This window comes from Acidithiobacillus sp., assembly GCF_023229925.1.
Classification (GTDB): Bacteria; Pseudomonadota; Gammaproteobacteria; order Acidithiobacillales; family Acidithiobacillaceae; genus Acidithiobacillus.
On the sequence record NZ_JALNYM010000001.1, the window covers coordinates 848,169 to 865,451 of the forward strand.

17 protein-coding genes and 1 tRNA gene are annotated in these 17,283 nt (G+C 58.9%); 4 read left to right on the top strand and 14 right to left on the bottom strand.

Features of this window, described 5'->3' with window-relative positions:
* Positions 1-249: 249 nt before the first annotated feature.
* Genes M0P56_RS04280 through ilvA form a run of 4 tightly spaced genes read left to right on the top strand, consistent with a single transcriptional unit; the run spans position 250 to position 3,309 of the window.
* The gene (locus M0P56_RS04280; RefSeq protein ID WP_291508813.1) at positions 250-459 is read left to right on the top strand and encodes a (2Fe-2S)-binding protein; all 210 of its coding nucleotides are present in this window, start codon (positions 250-252) and stop codon (positions 457-459) included.
* A complete protein-coding gene (locus M0P56_RS04285; protein ID WP_291508814.1) occupies positions 456-1,424 on the top strand; it encodes an alpha/beta fold hydrolase in 969 nt (322 codons plus the stop codon). Before M0P56_RS04280 ends, M0P56_RS04285 begins: the two co-directional genes overlap by 4 nt.
* Entirely contained in the window at positions 1,421-1,792 is a 372-nt protein-coding gene (locus M0P56_RS04290) for a winged helix-turn-helix domain-containing protein (protein WP_291508815.1), read from the top strand. The genes M0P56_RS04285 and M0P56_RS04290 overlap by 4 nt, the downstream gene beginning before the upstream one ends.
* Positions 1,789-3,309: a threonine ammonia-lyase, biosynthetic gene (ilvA, locus tag M0P56_RS04295; RefSeq protein WP_291508816.1), complete on the top strand. Its 1,521-nt coding sequence runs from the start codon at positions 1,789-1,791 to the stop codon at positions 3,307-3,309. Before M0P56_RS04290 ends, ilvA begins: the two co-directional genes overlap by 4 nt.
* A 7-nt stretch (positions 3,310-3,316) precedes the next feature.
* On the opposite strand, the gene M0P56_RS04300 is transcribed toward ilvA, so the two are convergent.
* The 14 genes from M0P56_RS04300 to M0P56_RS04365 all read right to left on the bottom strand — a co-directional run bounded on the left by M0P56_RS04300 (position 3,317) and on the right by M0P56_RS04365 (position 17,277).
* Positions 3,317-3,721, bottom strand: a complete 405-nt coding sequence (locus M0P56_RS04300; protein ID WP_291508817.1) for a truncated hemoglobin — start codon at positions 3,719-3,721, stop codon at positions 3,317-3,319.
* An 84-nt stretch (positions 3,722-3,805) separates the two neighbouring features.
* The gene (locus M0P56_RS04305) at positions 3,806-5,056 is read right to left on the bottom strand and encodes an FAD-binding oxidoreductase (RefSeq protein ID WP_291508818.1); all 1,251 of its coding nucleotides are present in this window, start codon (positions 5,054-5,056) and stop codon (positions 3,806-3,808) included.
* A gap of 324 nt (positions 5,057-5,380) precedes the next feature.
* A tRNA-Ser gene (locus M0P56_RS04310) sits at positions 5,381-5,469 on the bottom strand.
* Positions 5,470-5,538: 69 nt separating this feature from the next.
* Positions 5,539-6,489, bottom strand: a complete 951-nt coding sequence (gene secF, locus M0P56_RS04315) for a protein translocase subunit SecF (protein ID WP_291508819.1) — start codon at positions 6,487-6,489, stop codon at positions 5,539-5,541.
* A 7-nt stretch (positions 6,490-6,496) separates the two neighbouring features.
* Entirely contained in the window at positions 6,497-8,281 is a 1,785-nt protein-coding gene (gene secD / locus M0P56_RS04320; RefSeq protein ID WP_291508820.1) for a protein translocase subunit SecD, read from the bottom strand.
* A gap of 10 nt (positions 8,282-8,291) precedes the next feature.
* Positions 8,292-8,627 (bottom strand): preprotein translocase subunit YajC, encoded by a 336-nt coding sequence (gene yajC, locus M0P56_RS04325; protein WP_291508821.1) that lies wholly within the window; start codon positions 8,625-8,627, stop codon positions 8,292-8,294.
* A gap of 40 nt (positions 8,628-8,667) precedes the next feature.
* Complete coding sequence (gene tgt, locus M0P56_RS04330) at positions 8,668-9,783, bottom strand: tRNA guanosine(34) transglycosylase Tgt (RefSeq protein WP_291508822.1); 1,116 nt, start codon at positions 9,781-9,783, stop codon at positions 8,668-8,670.
* Entirely contained in the window at positions 9,780-10,817 is a 1,038-nt protein-coding gene (gene queA / locus M0P56_RS04335) for a tRNA preQ1(34) S-adenosylmethionine ribosyltransferase-isomerase QueA (protein ID WP_291508823.1), read from the bottom strand. The genes tgt and queA overlap by 4 nt, the downstream gene beginning before the upstream one ends.
* A gap of 8 nt (positions 10,818-10,825) precedes the next feature.
* A complete protein-coding gene (locus M0P56_RS04340; protein ID WP_291508824.1) occupies positions 10,826-12,151 on the bottom strand; it encodes a hemolysin family protein in 1,326 nt (441 codons plus the stop codon).
* Positions 12,152-12,192: 41 nt separating this feature from the next.
* Positions 12,193-12,786 (bottom strand): CBS domain-containing protein, encoded by a 594-nt coding sequence (locus M0P56_RS04345; protein WP_291508825.1) that lies wholly within the window; start codon positions 12,784-12,786, stop codon positions 12,193-12,195.
* Positions 12,787-12,850: 64 nt separating this feature from the next.
* Positions 12,851-14,065, bottom strand: a complete 1,215-nt coding sequence (locus tag M0P56_RS04350; RefSeq protein ID WP_291508826.1) for an O-succinylhomoserine sulfhydrylase — start codon at positions 14,063-14,065, stop codon at positions 12,851-12,853.
* The gene (purF, locus tag M0P56_RS04355) at positions 14,062-15,507 is read right to left on the bottom strand and encodes an amidophosphoribosyltransferase (protein ID WP_291508827.1); all 1,446 of its coding nucleotides are present in this window, start codon (positions 15,505-15,507) and stop codon (positions 14,062-14,064) included. Before purF ends, M0P56_RS04350 begins: the two co-directional genes overlap by 4 nt.
* On the bottom strand, positions 15,497-15,994 hold the full coding sequence (locus M0P56_RS04360) for a CvpA family protein (RefSeq protein WP_291508828.1): 498 nt from the start codon (positions 15,992-15,994) through the stop codon (positions 15,497-15,499). The genes purF and M0P56_RS04360 overlap by 11 nt, the downstream gene beginning before the upstream one ends.
* Positions 15,991-17,277: a folylpolyglutamate synthase/dihydrofolate synthase family protein gene (locus M0P56_RS04365; protein ID WP_291508829.1), complete on the bottom strand. Its 1,287-nt coding sequence runs from the start codon at positions 17,275-17,277 to the stop codon at positions 15,991-15,993. The genes M0P56_RS04360 and M0P56_RS04365 overlap by 4 nt, the downstream gene beginning before the upstream one ends.
* Positions 17,278-17,283: the final 6 nt, after the last annotated feature.

Sequence of the window (17,283 nt, forward strand, 5' to 3'; positions counted from 1 at the left end):
ACGCGGTCTCTCAGCGAGATGGTAACTTTTCTTCATAAAAATATCGTGCTGACCTTACAGCAAGAGTCCTCGTCGCCATTAACTCGCGTCGATACGAGCATTTTATATCATGACTCAAGCAATACCAGCCCTGACCATCAAATCGCGGTGGTTTCGATGTGGATCGCGGCAGGCTCTTGCACCGCACGCCCCCAATAGTTACTGTATGCCTTTGCTTTAACGCATACCGTCAGAGGTGAAAGTTCTGCCATGTCCGCCGCTCCCGAGGAAGTCGATGACAGCCCCTACTGCTGCTGTTCGGCCGCCACCTTTCAGGAAATCCTTGAGCGTCAGCGCGCCACCCCCTTGCCTTTTATGGAGCTTTTGATGGTCCACGCCGGATGCGGCGGCGGTTGTGGCAGTTGCATTGACGATCTCGAAACCTATTTGCGCAGTCACGACGCCTATATAGAGGATTGAATTCTTCCTGCACTTTTCATCCGCCCTGGTGGTCGCGGGGTGGCCATTTTCAGACCATCTGGGCGCCGTTTTTCGCCCACTCGGGTTCTGTCGAATTTCGCCGGGAAATCTGGGAAACGCCTGATGGCGACCAGGTGGCTGTAGACCGGGTGGACACATCAGACGATGCACCCGTGGTTATCCTCTTTCATGGCTTGGCGAGCAGTTCGCGTGGACATTATGCCCACTCCCTCGCGGCGGCTCTGCGGCAGAGGGGCTGGGCAGGCTGCTTTATCAACTTCCGCGGCTGCGGGGGAATTGACAATTTCCTGCCCCGCGGCTACCACGCGGGTGATAGTGCCGAGATTCGCTGGATGCTGGAGCGCGCTACGGCACTGTTCCCACGACGCCCACGCTACGCCGTCGGTGTCTCCCTCGGCGGAAACGCTCTTCTCAAATATCTGGGCGAGGCACGAGACGAGGCGCACAAAAATCTGGAAAGTGCGGCTGCGGTCTGCGCGCCCATTGATCTGATCGCGACGGCAGAGCATCTGCAATCCGGTTATCTTCGCTTCTACAACCGGTATTTTCTCCTGAAAATGAAGAGTTCTGTCCGCCGTTACGAGGCCAAGTACCCGGATATGGCGGACTGGCCACGGGTCTTTTCGGCAAAAAGCGTGTATGATTTCGACGAATATTTTACGGCACCCGTACATGGTTTTTCAGGCGCCCGACACCTCTGGAAAGAAGGCTCCGCAGCGCCGTTGTTGTCACATATCAATGTGCCCACACTGCTTCTGAACAGCGCGGATGATCCTATTGTACCCGTCGACAGCCTACGCAATGTTCAGACAAACCCGGCCGTAACACGTTGCATCACCGAGCATGGCGGTCATGTTGGCTTTATAGAGGGGGCCTTTCCGGGTCATCTGCGCTGGTTGCCAAACACGCTGCTGGACTATTTTGAAAGGAAGAACATTCCATGACAGACCATCTGCAACCCCGTCTTCGCATTCTGCTGGCAGAAGCCATCGCCGTTGGCCCCGGCAAGGCCGAACTGCTTCGCCATATTCGCGAAGAAGGCTCCATCTCCGCAGCGGCGCGCGCAATGAATATGAGTTATCGGCGTGCCTGGTTGCTGGTAGATACCATGAATCGCTGCTTCCTGGCACCGGTAGTCGGCACGGCCACAGGCGGCAGCCATGGCGGCGGCGCGCATCTGACCGAGATGGGTGAAGAAATCCTGAAGCGTTATGAAGTGATGGAAAGCAAAGCGAATGCGACCCTCGCTCCTGATATCGCCGAATTTCGCAAACTCATGCAGCTCCACACACCAGAAGAAAACGCCTCGTGAAAAATCTTCTCCGCGAAGTACTGTGCAGCCGGGTCTATGATGTGGCCCGAGAAACGCCCCTGGAAGCGGCGCCCAAACTGAGCGCACGCCTACAGCGCGAAGTGCTGTTCAAACGCGAAGACCTGCAGCCGGTGTTCAGCTTCAAACTGCGCGGCGCCTACAACAAAATCGCCCAGCTTTCGGACGCCGAAAAAGCACGCGGTGTCATCACCGCCAGCGCCGGCAATCACGCGCAGGGTGTCGCCTACGCTGCTCAGAAGCTGGGTATCCGTGCGGTGATCGTCATGCCCGGCACCACTCCGGAAATCAAGGTCAATGCGGTACGGGCGCGGGGTGCGGAGGTCATTCTTCATGGTGACAGCTACTCCGACGCGCAAGTGCATTGCGACGCACTGATTGCCGAATCGGGCCTGGTCTTCATTCCCCCCTTTGACGATCCGCTGGTCATTGCCGGACAGGGGACCATAGGCGCAGAGATACTCCGTCAGCGCGGCGCCGGCCTGGAAGCGATTTTTGTTCCGGTGGGCGGCGGCGGTCTCATTGCCGGGGTAGCGGGCTACCTGAAATCCATCATGCCAGAGATTCGCATCATTGGCGTTGAACCCTTTGAGGCCGATGCCATGTATCAGTCTTTGCAGGCGGGAATGCGGGTAACTCTGCCGCAGGTCGGTATTTTCGCCGATGGCGTGGCGGTGCGCCAGGTGGGAGAACACACCTTTGCCCTCTGCCAGAAATATGTGGATGAAATTGTGCGGGTAAGTAATGACGAGATATGTGCCGCCATCAAGGATGTTTTTGACGAGACACGTTCCATTATGGAGCCGGCGGGTGCGCTTGCCCTGGCGGGTCTCAAACGGATGGCCGCAACCGACCCTGGTCAGGGCGGGGCCTGGGTCGCCATCCTCTCCGGCGCCAATATGAACTTTGACCGTCTGCGCTTCATCGCCGAGCGGGCGGAACTGGGCGAGGCCCGCGAAGCACTGTTTGCGGTCACGATTCCGGAGCGACCGGGAGCCTTTCGCGCCTTCTGCGCAGCCATTGGTCAGCGGGTCGTCACCGAATTCAATTATCGCCTGCACCGCCGGGATCAGGCACATATTTTTGTTGGTGTGGCTATCCGCGACCGGGAAGACGCCAATATGTTGCTGGGGAACTTACGGACGACGGGCCACGAAGCACTGGACCTGAGTGACGATGAAATGGCCAAGCTGCATATCCGTCATATGGTCGGTGGCCATGCGGTCGCGGCGCAGAATGAGCGGATTTATCGCTTTGAGTTTCCGGAACGTCCGGGCGCCCTGATGGAATTTCTCGACCAGTTGGGCGGGCACTGGAATATCAGTCTTTTCCATTATCGCAATAATGGTGTTGACCTGGGCCGGGTCCTGGCGGGCTTTGAGGTGCCGGATGCCGAGATGGCGGAGTTTGAATCACTGCTCGCCCGGCTCGATTACCCGCATGTAGCGGAAACCGCCAACCCAGCCTACCGGTTTTTTCTGGATCACGGTCAGCACTGACCCCTGCTTAATCGCCGCGGGGGGTAAACATCAGGCGCAAAGACTCACCGATACCCGCCGCCATACCGTGCCAGCGACGGGCAAGATCCACATCCATGTGGTCCAGCATGGTCTCGTGGAAAAGCGCAAGCCAGTCATCCACCAGCAGATTGCTCACTCCAACCGACGCGTGTTTGTCGCCCAACGCATAGCGGTATTCTTTGTAAGGCAGTCCACCGGATACGGTCCACCAGTAATGGCTGAGTCGGTCTTTGTGCAGATCCCAGTCCTGGACGACGGAGAAAGGCTCTGCCAGGGTCGGGTGAAGCTGGATGCGATTGTAAAAATCGTCCACCACCGCACGAATCACCGGCAGCGTAATCTTCTCGCACAAGGGTTCGAGACGGCGTTTGGGAGGGCTTACCTGCTCCATGATCGGCTCCGGCGTCCACAGACTGGGAAAACATGCAGTATTGCTGATGGAGCCAGTGCGGGTCAACATCCAGAAACCCGCCGGTCAGAATCGCTCCGGGCGGTAGGGCGTGGGGTCCGTAAACGGCGTTTCACCCGCCATCATTTCAGCCAACAAGCGCCCGGTGGTGGGTCCCAGGGTCAGCCCCTGATGGCAATGGCCAAAGGCATACCAGACCCCCGGATGCCCCGGCGCCCGGCCAATGATCGGCAGCATATCGGGGGTGCAGGGGCGCACCCCCATCCAGGGGTCGGCGTCCAGGCGCTTGCCCAGGGCAGGCAATAACCGGCGGGCCTGCGCCTCCGCCCGAGTGAGCGGAATAGCGGAAGGCGGGGCATCCCGATGCGCGAACTCCGCACCGGTCGTCAGCCGGATACCGCGTTGCATGGGCGCCAGCATATAGCCCTGATCGGCATCGAGCAGCGCGTGACAGAGTGGTGTGGCCTCCGGCTGAGCGTAGTGCATGTGGTAGCCCCTTTTTACAAAGAACGATGGGTGGTAACCCAAAGGTCCGGACACATCCGTTGACCAGGCGCCCAAAGCCACCACCACCTCGGCGGCGTCGACCGGTTCATGCACCGTAGCGATGCGCCATCCTGTCGAACGGCGCTCTACACCCTGCACAGCGCTGGTGCGGAACTCGCCGCCCAGCCGGGTAAAATAGTTCAGGTACGCGCGCGTAAGCGCATGAGGGTCGACGACGGCCAGCGGCTGGGTCCAGTGGATGCCGCCAGCCAATCCGGGGCGCAGACTGCGCTCCACCGCCGCCACCTGAGCGCCGTCGAGTGCATCGTAGGCCACCGCAAAATTCTCGGCCTTAAATGCCGCCTCTTTCAGGGCATGATCCAGGGACTCAGTCTTTTCATGTACCTGCAACCAGCCACCGGGACGGAGCAGATCAATCGCCCCCGCCGCTCCAGCCAAGGCCAGATGGTCATCCAGACAGTGGGCTATCAGTGCGGCGTAATGCCGGGCAATCATCCGATGACGATCTTCCTGGGAGTTATACCAATACCGCATGAAGGGAATAGCCAGACGCGGCAGCATCGCCCCCCGATAGTAGGCCTCGGTCGACTGATTGCGAGCATAGCTGAGCAGCGTCGCCAGAGCGCGGGGGAAGGGGTGCGGCATGACCGCCTCGCGCTGAATCAGGCCAGCATTGCCGAAGGACGTTCCCTCTCCGGGGCCCTGTTGATCCAGGAGAATGGTGGAACGACCCCGTAACTGCAGTTGCAAGGCAATGGAGACCCCAACGATGCCTGCCCCCAGAACCACCACTTCGCCATGCGCCGCCATAATCACTCCAGAAACAGTTTATGAGCCCATTCCGAGCGCCATTTTTTTGTCGGGTATTGATATAACCGCCAGTATGGGACACTAAAATGACGTTTCTATGGGTTGCTTTGATATTGCAGTGGCCTGCCGTCAGGGTCAAGACAGTGAGGCTGTACTGCTATTCCTCGGTCGAGAGCGCCTGCCCTTGGTCGAGCGCCAGCGGCGCCTGCTGCCCCTTTTTTGCTGTGTGGCCGGGAAGTAGGGCTGATGAATTCCGCCTTGCGGCGATTAATGAGGCAAAGCAACTCAGGGAGAGGGAATGTTGTGGTAATCATCTGTTTAACATGGCGGAGAGGGTGGGATTCGAACCCACGTGGGGTTGCCCCCCATCCGATTTCGAGTCGGCGCCGTTATGGCCACTTCGGTACCTCTCCGTGGAGGCATACCATAATCTTTCCCGACGCCAACGGCAAGTGCGCAGCGCCAACAAACGCAGTGCAGCGCTACAACGCGGCGCCGTCGTTACGATCCTTGGCACTGATAAACTGGCGTTTGAGGACGTGCTCCCGCTTGAGCCCCAACCACAGCGCAATCGGGCTCGCAACGAAAATTGAGGAATAAGTACCCACCACGACGCCAATCACCAGCGCCGTGGCAAACCCGTGAATCACCGGTCCACCGAAGAGGAAAAGCGACAGGGCGACCATGAAGGTGATGAAACTGGTAATCACCGTTCGTGACAGGGTCTCATTGATGGCGACGTTGAAAATCTGCGCCACATCGCCGCTGCGGGACGCCCGCAAGTCCTCACGCATTCGGTCGAAAACCACCACCGTATCGTTGAGCGAATAGCCCATGATGACCAGCAACGCCGCAATCACGGTCAGGGAGAACTCTTCGTGACTGATGGCGAAAAATCCCACCACCAGGATCGGATCGTGGAGCATGGCAAGCACGCCGCCCACGGCAAAACGCCACTCGAAGCGAAACCCCACATAAATCAGGATGCCCAGGGTCACGATAATGAGTGCCATGATCCCCTTGTTCCGCAATTCCTTACCCACCTCGGGGCCGACATATTCGGTGCGGCGCAACTGCACGTCCGGGTACTTCATCTGATCATTCTGAAACACCTGTAAAATCTGGTTACCCACCGCACTGCTCTCACCGGGTACTGTGCGCAAGCGAATCAGCAGGTCGTGGTCACCACCAAAGGTCTGCACTACCGCACCGTGAAAGCCTGCCTGGGTGAGGGTACCCCGCACCGCGCCCAGATCCGGCGTCTTGCTGAAGGCCAATTCCACCAGCGTGCCGCCGGTGAAATCGATGCTGTAGTTCAGCCCGCGCACCAGAAAAACAGCGACAGAAGCAACAATCAGCAGAGCGGACACACCCAGAAAAACCCAGCGCCTGGACATGAAATCTACATGGGTACGGACTTTGAAAAGTTCCATTGCGGCCTCAGATATAAAGCTTTTGCACGCGCCGCTTACCGAGGGCGAGTTCGATGATGCCACGACTCATCATGGTCGCGGTAAACATGGACGTGATCACACCGATAGTCAGCACCAGCGCGAAGCCTTTGATGGCTCCAGTACCGAACTGGAATAGCACCAGTGCCGCAATCAACACCGTGATATTGGAGTCCACAATAGTGGCAAAGGCCTTCTTGAAACCGGCGTCAATGGCAGCGCGGGCGCTCATGCCAAGGCGCAGTTCCTCGCGAATACGTTCGAATACCAGCACATTCGCATCCACTGCCAGGCCGATCTTCAGCACGATACCGGCAATACCCGGCAGAGTCAGGGTACCGCCCATTATCGAGAGCACCGCCAGAATAGCCAGAACATTCACCAGGATAGCGAGGTCGGCAATCAGGCCAAAAGCCCGGTAATAAAGCGTCATGAAGAGCACGACGAAGAGCATGCCGAAGACCACCGCCATCACCCCGTCGTGGATGGAGTCTTGGCCCAGAGTCGGACCGACCGTGCGCTCTTCCGAGATATGGACAGGTGCGGGTAGCGCGCCAGCCCGCAATTCAATGGCGGCATTACTGGCGTCTTTCAAGCCGGAGAATCCGGTAATCTGGGCGCGCCCCCCCGTAATGGCTTCACGTATCACCGGCGCGGTCACCACCTTGTTATCCAGCAAAATAGCCATGCGCTTGCCCACATTTTTGGTGGTCAGATCACCGAAGATGCGGGTCCCCTCATTGTTGAAACTGATATTAACGATGGACTGGCCGCTATTGTTGTCCACCCCGGCGCTGGCATTACTGAGATAACGGCCCGTGAGCACCGTATCCGTGTAAAGCACGTAAGGCGCACCATGAATGCCGTAAAACAGGGCTGTGCCGGGCGGCAGGTCACCTTTGAGGGCGGTCGCCATGTTGACCTGGCCATCCACCATTTTGAATTCAAGTTGGGCGGTAGAACCAATAATGGATTTGGCGCGCTGGGTATCCTGCACACCAGGCAATTGCACAGCGATATGCTCAGCGCCCTGACGCTGGATGACCGGCTCCGAAACGCCCAGTTCATCGATACGATTACGAATAACAACAATGGCCTGCTGCAGTGCATCATTCTTCATTTTTTTGGCGGCAGCGGGGGTGATGCTTACGCCTAACACCGCGTTAGGCTGCAGGGTGACGGCATAATCGGGGTAATGCCCGTCAATAGCCTTTTGCGCCTGCGCCGCGACTGCGGCATTTGCCATCTCGATGGCAAGGCTTTGCGGCCCGGTCATGTTGACCGCCAGATATTGCAGATTCTGGTGACGGAGGAAGGTGCGCAAGCTGCCGCTGCCCTGCTCCAGAGCATGTTTGATAACGGCATCGGTATCGACACGCAGCAGAAGATACACGCCGCCGCGCAAGTCAAGGCCCAGATTGACGGGCTTGCCACCGAGACTGCTTAACCAGGCTGGCTCTGCAGACATCTGCGAAAGAATGACCTGGGCATTGGCCGGAAGTTTGTTTTGCAGCAAGGTCTCGGCCAGGCCCTGGGCATTATCGTTCGGGAAAAAGAAGGTGCTGCCCTTCTCGTCCGAGCTGACGCGGGTGACCGGAATTTTAGCCGTCTGCAGCCAGTCCTGTAGCGTGGCCGCTGGCGGCAGGATAGTCCCAGTGGGAGCACGCACCTCCACTGCGGAATGCCAGCCATAAAAGTTAGGCAGTGCGTAAAACAGGGAGGGCAATACGACGGCGAGGATAATCAGGTACTTCCACCACGGGTAACGGGTCATGAACGAGCCTTTACAGTTTTTTCAATGTCCCTTTGGGCAACAGTAACGTCACTGAAGCCCGCTGTACTTTTACAATGACCCCCTCAGCGACCTCAAGCTGCAGATAATCCTCACCCGCCTGCATAATCCGCCCAGCCAGACCACCTTGAGTAACCACTTCATCGCCTTTGGAAATCGCTGAAATCAACTGGCGTTGTTCTTTCGCTTTTTTCATCTGCGGGCGAATCAGCAGAAAATAGAAAATGCCGAAGATGATGAGGAGAGGGATAATTTGCATGAAAATGGATTCTGGACCACCCCCCGCCGCAGTTCCGGCATAAGCATTGGCGATAGGTGAAAAGTTCATATCCACTCCTGATCAGGTCTGAAGGTCGTCATTGTAGCCTTTAGGCGTCAACTAGGGAACCAGCAGCACGCTGCCGGTAGAAATCGTCGGTAAAAGCATCCAGGCGACTGGCCGCGATGGCTCCCCGCAGACCTGCCATCAGCTCCTGGTAGTAGTGCAGATTGTGCAGGGTGTTCAGGCGCGCACCGAGGATCTCATGACTGCGCTGCAAGTGGCGCAGATAGGCCCTGCTATAGTTCTGACAGGTGTAACAGGCACAAGCCGGGTCCAGAGGCCGCGTGTCTTTTTCGTAACGGGCGTTGCGCAGTTTGAGAATGCCCTCGCGGGTAAAAAGCCAGCCATTGCGAGCATTGCGGGTGGGCATGACACAGTCGAACATGTCGACACCGCGACGTACTCCCTCGACCAGATCCTCCGGTGTGCCGACCCCCATGAGGTAACGGGGCCGCTCTGCGGGCATCTGCGGCATGAGTTCCTCCAGCACCTGCATCATCTCCGCCTTGCTCTCCCCTACCGAAAGTCCGCCGATAGCAAGACCGGGGAAATCCAGTCGCTGCAATCCCGCCAGAGAACGCTGCCGTAAATCCCCATACATTCCCCCCTGGACGATGCCGAAGAGCTGACCCGGCCCGGTATAAGAGGCTCGGGAGCGCGCTGCCCAGCGCAAAGAAAGCTCCATGCTGACACGGGCTTCTTCGTAGGTGGCAGGATGGGGCGTACATTCATCGAAGACCATAGCGATGTCCGAACCCAGCGCCGCCTGAATTTGCATGGACTCTTCCGGTCCCAAAAAGATCTTGTGGCCATCGGTGGGCGCACGAAACTGCACTCCGGCCTCCGTCAACTTGCGCAGCGCACCCAGACTGAAGACCTGGAAACCGCCCGAATCGGTGAGGATGGGCCGATCCCAGTGCATCATCTTATGCAAGCCGCCTACCGCGCTGATGACCTCCAGGCCGGGACGCAGAAAGAGGTGAAAGGTGTTACCGAGGATAATCTCGGCCCCGAGCGTCTTCAACTCCTCGGGAGACATGGCCTTGACGGTGCCGTAGGTACCCACCGGCATGAAGGCAGGCGTCTGAATATTACCGCGGGGCAGGTGTAGAACGCCGCGCCGTGCCGCGCCATCACTGGCCAGCAGCTGATAAATACTCATCGGCGTCCGGCCTGAGGGGATATCAACATAGCATCTCCATAACTGAAAAACCGATAGCCCTTTGCCACCGCGTGGCGATAGGCAGCGAGCATGCACTCCGTACCAGCAAAGGCACAGACCAGCATGAGCAGCGTGGATTCCGGGAGGTGAAAATTGGTCAACAGCCCATCAATCACCTGAAAGGTTTTACCAGGATAGATAAACAGACGGGTCTCTCCGGTGTATGGGCGCAGCGTTCCATCCTGCGCTGCTGTCTCCAGCGCGCGGCATGCCGTGGTGCCTACGGCAATCACCCGCCCGCCCCGCGCCTTCGCGGCGGCAACAGCAGCCACGGTCGCCGCGCTGACTTCCATGGTTTCGGCATGCATGGGGTGCTCGGTAATGTCATCACTGCGCACCGGAAGGAAAGTCCCGGCACCGACGTGCAAGGTCACAAAGGTCCGCTCAACGCCACGCGCCGCGAGGGCGGCCATCAGGTTCGCGTCGAAATGCAAGCCGGCGGTGGGTGCGGCCACCGCACCAGGATGGGCCGCATAGATGGTCTGATAGCGCTCCCGATCAATGGCCTCCGGCATCCGCCGGATGTAGGGCGGCAGGGGCATACTCCCTTGGACTTCGAGAATAGATAACCACTGGGCATCCGCAGACAGGCTCAAACGAACGTCCATGCCATCCCTTTCCTCTACCGTAGCCACGGCACCACCCGGCAAATGAATGGACATGCCCGGCCGCAACGCCTTGGAGGATTTTGCCAGAAACCAGCCCTCTTGAGCATCTACCATTCGGTCGAGCAGCAGTTCGACCGCGCCACCCGTCGCTTTGCGGGCCTGCAAACGCGCGGGAAGCACACGGGTATCGTTGAGTACCAGCAGGTCTCCGGGCTGGAGGAGGTCGGGCAGATCGCATATCTGCGCATCTTCCCAAGTGCCTTGGCGGCCATCGACGATGAGCATGCGCGCGGCGCTGCGTTCCGCGAGCGGTGTCTGGGCGATCAGCGCGTCAGGCAATTCATAATAAAAATCACTTTTCTGCATGGAGTGTATCAGGAAAACCAGTCGGATTCAGGTTGGTCAGGGTGCGGGATTACTTGCACCAGTGTGATGCGTGGACCTTTTTTGCGCAAGACCACCACGTCGAAGCTGGAAAAAGCAATTCGCTCCCCCTCTTCCGGGACCCGTTCGAGCTGATGCATGATCAGACCGCCGATGGTATCTGCAGTCTCCTCGTCAATATCCATGTGAAGGCTGCGTTCCAGCGAATACAACGAGAGACTGCCAGAACCCACCCAACTGCCATCAAGGCGCCGCCGCCACTCCCGCCGCTGGTGCCGGAACTCATCAGGGATAACCCCGAGCAAACTTTCCAGGACGTGATCCAGCGTAACAAAGCCGGTGATGGTGCCCAAATCATCCACCACCAGAGCAAAATGCGGGTGGCCGGAACGAAAATGGGTCAGCAAGTCCATGGCCGATAACGCCTTGCCCACGGAAGGTAGTGGGCGCAGGAGTTTTTTCAGATCACCCAGGTCCGGGTGCTTTGACAGGGCCGCGAAAGCATCCTTGACGTGGAGCAGGCCGACCACGTGCTGGCGGTCCCCTTCGCATACCGGATAACGGGTAAAGCGATGGCGCATCATCACCTGGCGGATCTCTTCAGGGCTGTCTTCCAGCATCAGACAGACCATCTCGGCAGCGGGACGCATCAGATCCCCGGCCGTCAGTTCCGTAAAATCCAGGGTGCGATCGAGAATATCTCCGGTGCGCTGGCCGAGGGTGCCCTGCGCCTGACTGAGGGCCAGAATCATCGCCAGTTCATCGCGGGAATGGGGTGCATCACCGGCATGTTGATCCACCCGTAGCGCAAAGAGGCGTAACACGATACGGGTCGCACCATTGAGCACCCAGATCGCCGGGTACATGAGCCAGTAAAAAGCATAGAGGGGTGCGCCGGTCCACAGGGACACTGCCTCCACCTTGCGGATGGCCAGCGACTTGGGTACCAGCTCTCCAACCACAATGACGATGAAGGAGATCAGAGCAAAGCCGGCTGCAAAAGAAACGGATCGCAAGGCCGTCGGATCGGTCACCCCAACAATCCGGAAAAGGGGTTGGAGCAAATGCGCCACGTTGGGTTCACCTACCCAGCCGATGCCCAGAGAGGCAATAGTAATACCGAGCTGGGTCGCGGAAAGATAGGCGTCGAGACGATGGTGTATCCGCATGAGAATGCGCCCGCGCAGCCCATGCTCCTGAGCAAGGGTACGGGCATGGGTACTGCGTAATCGCACCAGCGCAAATTCTGCCGCAACAAAAAAGCCATTCAGCAGAACCAGTAGGGCTGCCAGCAGCAGCCCGTTGACCTCATGCACGGGAAGTCACTCCCGCCCGCGCGTGGCGGGGGTGTCGTCGTTCAGTCATCACTGGTGATGAGTTGCTCCAGCTCCGCAAAACTTTGCACCACATCATTGGTCTGAATGGGCACTCCGAGTTGTCGCGCTATCTGACTGATGGAAAAAACACCGCGAACCTCTTCACCACGGGGCGTTTTCTCGCGCACCAGGGCGTGCTGACGACCCGCCTTGCGCAGGGTCAGGACGATATCCCCCACGGTAGACCGCGCCACCTCAGCGAAGTCGAGCACATCGATCTGACCCAGCGGCACCATGACCTCCTGCACCTTGATGGAGTCCCGTGCGACATGGTTTTCGGCGGCCAGTTTTACAGGCTTCTCACCCATGATGTCACGAGCAGTGGCCAGACCGATCAGCGTACCGAAGTCATCCAGCACAAAAAGCATACGGACGCCCACATGAATCATGCGCTGCATGGCCTGATCAATGGTGGTTTCCGGCTTTATCGTTGCAGCTGGCACCCGACTGAGGTCGGTCATACTGTTGATCGCTATGTCACTGAGCGTCACAGTCAACGGCATCCCATTATCAAGCACGCAGATACGTGTGTCCGGCTGGAGTCCATGACGTTGTAAGGCACGGAATCTTGTCATTTCATTTTCTCCGCAGTTGGAAAAGTGGCTGAAAAAACTCGCTCCTGTCCAAGGATAGCGCAAATCAGCGGCTTGCAAGAGCAGCAAAACCGCGCTCCAGATCATCGCGAAGGTCGTCGACATGCTCCAGTCCGATACTGATCCGCAGCAGGCCATCGCCAATCCCCGCCGCAGCCCTTGCTTCAGGACTAACCCGGCTGTGGGTCGTGCTGGCAGGGTGGGTAATGGTGGTCTTGGCATCCCCGAGATTGGCGGTCAAAGAAAGCAGGCGCAGGGCATCCACAAAGGCCCAGGCCGCCGTTTGCCCACCATGCAAGTCAAAGGACAGAATTGCACCCGGCAGGCGTTGCTGACGCGCCGCGAGGGCGTGTTGTGGATGGCTCTTGAGGCCAGGATAGTAAACCCGCGCTACTTCCGGCCGTGCTTCCAGCCATTCGGCAATCTGCTGGGCATTGGCGCAGTGACTCGCCATGCGCAGTCCGAGGGTCTCCAGACCTTTGAGCTGCACCCAGGCATTGAACGGACTGAGACTTGGACCCGCCGTGCGCACGAAATTGCGTGGCCCACTGTTGAGCAGTTCGGTACTGCCGCAAACCGCCCCGCCCAGGGTTCTCCCCTGCCCGTCCAGGTACTTGGTGGCGGAGTGAATGACCAGATCGGCGCCAAATTTGAGGGGCTGCTGCAGGGCCGGGGTACAGAAACAGTTGTCCACCACCAGCCAGGCATCATGGGCATGAGCTAGGTCCGCCAGTGCCTGCATGTCGCCAATCTCGGTAAGCGGATTAGAAGGCGTTTCAAGGAAAAGCATCCGGGTATTGGGACGCAGTGCCGCGTGCCACGCCGCCACGTCCGCCAGCGGCACAAAACTGGTCTCCACCCCGAAGCGACCGAGAATATTGCTGAGCAGTTGCACGGTCGTACCAAAAATAGAGCGGGAGGCGACGACGTGATCGCCCGCCTTAAGCATCCCCATGAAGGCCGTCAGGCAGGCGGCCATGCCAGAGGCCGTGGCGACACAGGCTTCTGCACCCTCCAGTGCGGCAAGCCGCTCTTCAAAAGTACGTACGGTGGGATTGGTGAAGCGCGCATAGATATTCCCCGGCGCCCGTCCGGCAAAGCGCTCCGCGGCCTCTTCCGCCGAGTCGAAAACAAAACTGGAGGTCGGAAAGATGGCCTCGCTGTGCTCCTGCTCCTGGGTGCGGTGAATACCAGCCCGGATGGCGAGGGTCTCCGGGCGAAGATGTGCCGCCCAGTCTGGGTTGGAATCCTGAGAGCTCATCGCAACGCCTCGATCAGATGCAATTGACGCGAGCCATGTCCTTCCGGCGTCGGCAATGGATAGTCGTCGCTAAAACAGGCGTCGCAAAATCCTTGCCCACGCCCGCCCACGGCTTCATAAAGCGCCTCCAGACTAATGTAGCCCAGACTGTCAGCACCAATGATTTTACGCACCTCTTCAATACTGTGCTGGGCTGCGATGAGCTGGGATCGATCCGGGGTATCGATGCCATAATAGCAGGGCCCGGTCGTGGGTGGCGCGCTGACCACAAAATGCACCTCGCGCGCCCCGGCCGCCCGCACCAGACTGACAATTTTAGCGCTGGTCGTGCCCCGGACGATAGAATCATCCACCAGGACCACTCGCTTACCACGCAGGATGTTGGGCTGGGCATTGAGCTTCACCTTAACCCCGAAATCACGACCGCGCTGTGCCGGTTGAATGAAGGTGCGGCCCACATAGTGATTGCGGATCAACCCCAGCTCGAAAGGCAGACCGGAGGCCTCGGCATAGCCCATAGCCGCCGCCACGCCGGAATCGGGGACGGGCACCACCAGATCCGCCTCCCGCGGATGCAAACGCGCCAACGCCTGACCGATGCGTTTGCGCGCCGAGTATACGTGGACACCATCAAGCACACTGTCTGGACGGGCGAAATAGATATATTCAAAGACGCACATGCGCCGACCGACGGGCGCAAAAGGTTTGCGGCTTTCGATCCCGTCTTTGGAAATGACGATCAGTTCCCCCGGCTCAACATCGCGGACGAACTCCGCCCCCATCAAGTCGAGGGCACAGGTCTCGGAGGCCAGCACAAAGCCCCCGGAATCAATCAGGCGGCCCAGCACTAGCGGACGAAAGCCCATGGGATCACGCACCCCGATCAATCGGCTCTCCGTCAGACAGACCAGCGAGTAGGCACCGGAAACCTGCTGCAGCGCCGCCGCGAGCCGGGTCCCCGTATCATCGCCCGGTACCCGCGCCAGCAGATGGACGATGACCTCGGTGTCCATATCCGTGTGGAATATGGCCCCTTCCCGCTCCAGCCGGGTGCGGAGTTCAGCCGCATTGACCAGATTACCATTGTGACCGACGGCAAAGGCACCATGGCGATAATTGATAAATACCGGCTGCGTATTCCGCAATACGGAATCCCCTGCAGTAGAATAGCGCACGTGACCGATCGCCTGTTCACCGGGCAACTTGCTGATCTGCTCCAGCCCGAAGACATCGGCCACCCGCCCCATACCGCGTTGCACATAAAGCTTGCCCTGATCGCCAGAAACAATACCTGCCGACTCTTGCCCCCGATGCTGGAGGGCATAGAGGCCGAGATAGGTCAGGTTCGCGGCTTCCGGATGACCAAATACGCCAATGACCCCGCATTCATCATGAAAATGATCGTCATCCACGGCATGCTGCACCACATTGTCATTTTGCAATTTTTTGCGACTCCAAATAGGACACGGCAGGTGCCGTCAACAATTGCGACCAGTGTTTCACCGATTCCTGTGCCAGCCAGGAACTCTCCCACCAAGGGGACAGGGACAAGGTCGAGGACTGTACCAGGGTGACCGCAATGGCAATCAGCACCAATCCCCGCAAGAAACCAAAGAAAGCTCCCAAAAAGCGGTCCGTCGCCCCGAAACCAATGCCGTATAATAGCTTACGAACGACAAAAGCGCACAGGGTCCCGACAATCAGACAGGCAAAGAAGAGGATAAAAGAAGCCAGTGGCACCCTCCAGCCTGCGGGGATCGGCGACGACAGCCGGGGCGCCAGCCAACTCCCGCCCCAGTTCCACGCCACATAAAACCCGCCAATCCATGCCGCCAGGGAAAAAAACTCGCGCACCATCCCACGAAAAAGCCCCCAGAGCGCGGACAACACCACCAGCCCCACGGTAGCGGCATCTATCCAGAACATCATGCCGGATCACTCTGCAGCCACGCCATGGGCAACTGCTTGACGAGGTGAAAGGAGCCGAAACAGAGCAGAATGTCTCCAGCCACCAAGGTCATTCTTGCCCTCTCCAGGGCCTGCTCCATGCTGGCATCCGCGGATATCGCGACCGCGCCCATACTCTCAAGTCTATCGCAGAGTTGCGCCGCCGTCGCTGCACGCGGCGTATCGGTGATTTCCAGCACATGCCAAGCATCCACCCAGTGCAATAGCGGCGCGAGTGTCCCGGCAATATCTTTGTCAGCAAGCATGCCGACAATGGCGTGGCAACGCGCGGTACCCTTTCGCGCGGCCAGCAATGCCGCCAATTGCCGAGCAGCCTGCGGATTGTGGGCGACATCCACCAGCAGATCAGGACTGTCCTTACCCCAGGGCTGGAGCCATTGGCAACGCCCCGGCAACTCCGGCGCCAGCGTCCAAGCGGAAATCGCCGTATCGGGCATCGGCAACTTCTCCCGCAGCAGCGATACCGCCGCCACCGCCAGTGCCAGATTGGCCCATTGCGCCGGTCCAGCCCATAAAGGCGCCGGCACCGGAATCTCTTGCCCGAATCCTGACCATTTCCCGCGCAAAGGATCAATATGAAAGTCCCGCCCCAACTGCTGCAAAGGCACATCAGCGCGCACCGCCGCTTCCAACACCGAAGCGCAGGGGTCTTTTGCATCCCCATAGACGGCAGGCACCCCACGACGGAAGATGCCCGCCTTTTCCCTGCCGATAGATGCACGATCAGACCCTAGCCAGTCCTGATGATCCAGATCCACGGTGGTCACGACACTACAATCCGGCACGAACGCATTGACGGCATCCAAACGGCCCCCCAGGCCGACCTCCAGAATCGCCACATCGACCCCGGTGGCCAACATCATCCGTAGCGCAGCGAGAGTCGCAATCTCAAAATAAGTGAGCGGAATCTCGCGTGCGGTGTCGGCCAGTTCCGTGAGTTGCTGGCACCAGAGGGACTCAGGCGCCAGCCCACCACCCAGCCGCAGACGTTCAGTAAACTGCCAGAGGTGCGGACTGGTATAAGCGCCAACGCGATAACCGGCCTGGCGATAGAAGGCCTCCAGATAAGCCACCGTGGAGCCCTTGCCATTAGTGCCCCCCACCAAAATCACCGGCACGGGCAAACGCGCGGGAATCTGCAACGCCGTCAAAGCGGCCAGCATCCGCTCCAGACCCATGACGATTTGCTCGGGTGGCCCGGCAAGTGCAGCGACCCGATCACTGAGGGTATCTGGCAAAGACATCACCGG

Excerpts from the sequence above, each read along its gene's own strand:
- M0P56_RS04280 (WP_291508813.1), top strand. The coding sequence starts at position 250 with ATGTCCGCCGCTCCCGAGGAAGTCGATGACAGCCCCTACTGCTGCTGT.
- M0P56_RS04290 (WP_291508815.1), top strand. The coding sequence starts at position 1,421 with ATGACAGACCATCTGCAACCCCGTCTTCGCATTCTGCTGGCAGAAGCC.
- M0P56_RS04300 (WP_291508817.1), bottom strand. The coding sequence starts at position 3,721 with ATGGAGCAGGTAAGCCCTCCCAAACGCCGTCTCGAACCCTTGTGCGAG.
- M0P56_RS04305 (WP_291508818.1), bottom strand. The coding sequence starts at position 5,056 with ATGGCGGCGCATGGCGAAGTGGTGGTTCTGGGGGCAGGCATCGTTGGG.
- secF (WP_291508819.1), bottom strand. The coding sequence starts at position 6,489 with ATGGAACTTTTCAAAGTCCGTACCCATGTAGATTTCATGTCCAGGCGC.
- secD (WP_291508820.1), bottom strand. The coding sequence starts at position 8,281 with ATGACCCGTTACCCGTGGTGGAAGTACCTGATTATCCTCGCCGTCGTA.
- yajC (WP_291508821.1), bottom strand. The coding sequence starts at position 8,627 with ATGAACTTTTCACCTATCGCCAATGCTTATGCCGGAACTGCGGCGGGG.
- tgt (WP_291508822.1), bottom strand. The coding sequence starts at position 9,783 with ATGAGTATTTATCAGCTGCTGGCCAGTGATGGCGCGGCACGGCGCGGC.
- queA (WP_291508823.1), bottom strand. The coding sequence starts at position 10,817 with ATGCAGAAAAGTGATTTTTATTATGAATTGCCTGACGCGCTGATCGCC.
- M0P56_RS04345 (WP_291508825.1), bottom strand. The coding sequence starts at position 12,786 with ATGACAAGATTCCGTGCCTTACAACGTCATGGACTCCAGCCGGACACA.
- M0P56_RS04350 (WP_291508826.1), bottom strand. The coding sequence starts at position 14,065 with ATGAGCTCTCAGGATTCCAACCCAGACTGGGCGGCACATCTTCGCCCG.
- M0P56_RS04360 (WP_291508828.1), bottom strand. The coding sequence starts at position 15,994 with ATGATGTTCTGGATAGATGCCGCTACCGTGGGGCTGGTGGTGTTGTCC.
- M0P56_RS04365 (WP_291508829.1), bottom strand. The coding sequence starts at position 17,277 with ATGTCTTTGCCAGATACCCTCAGTGATCGGGTCGCTGCACTTGCCGGG.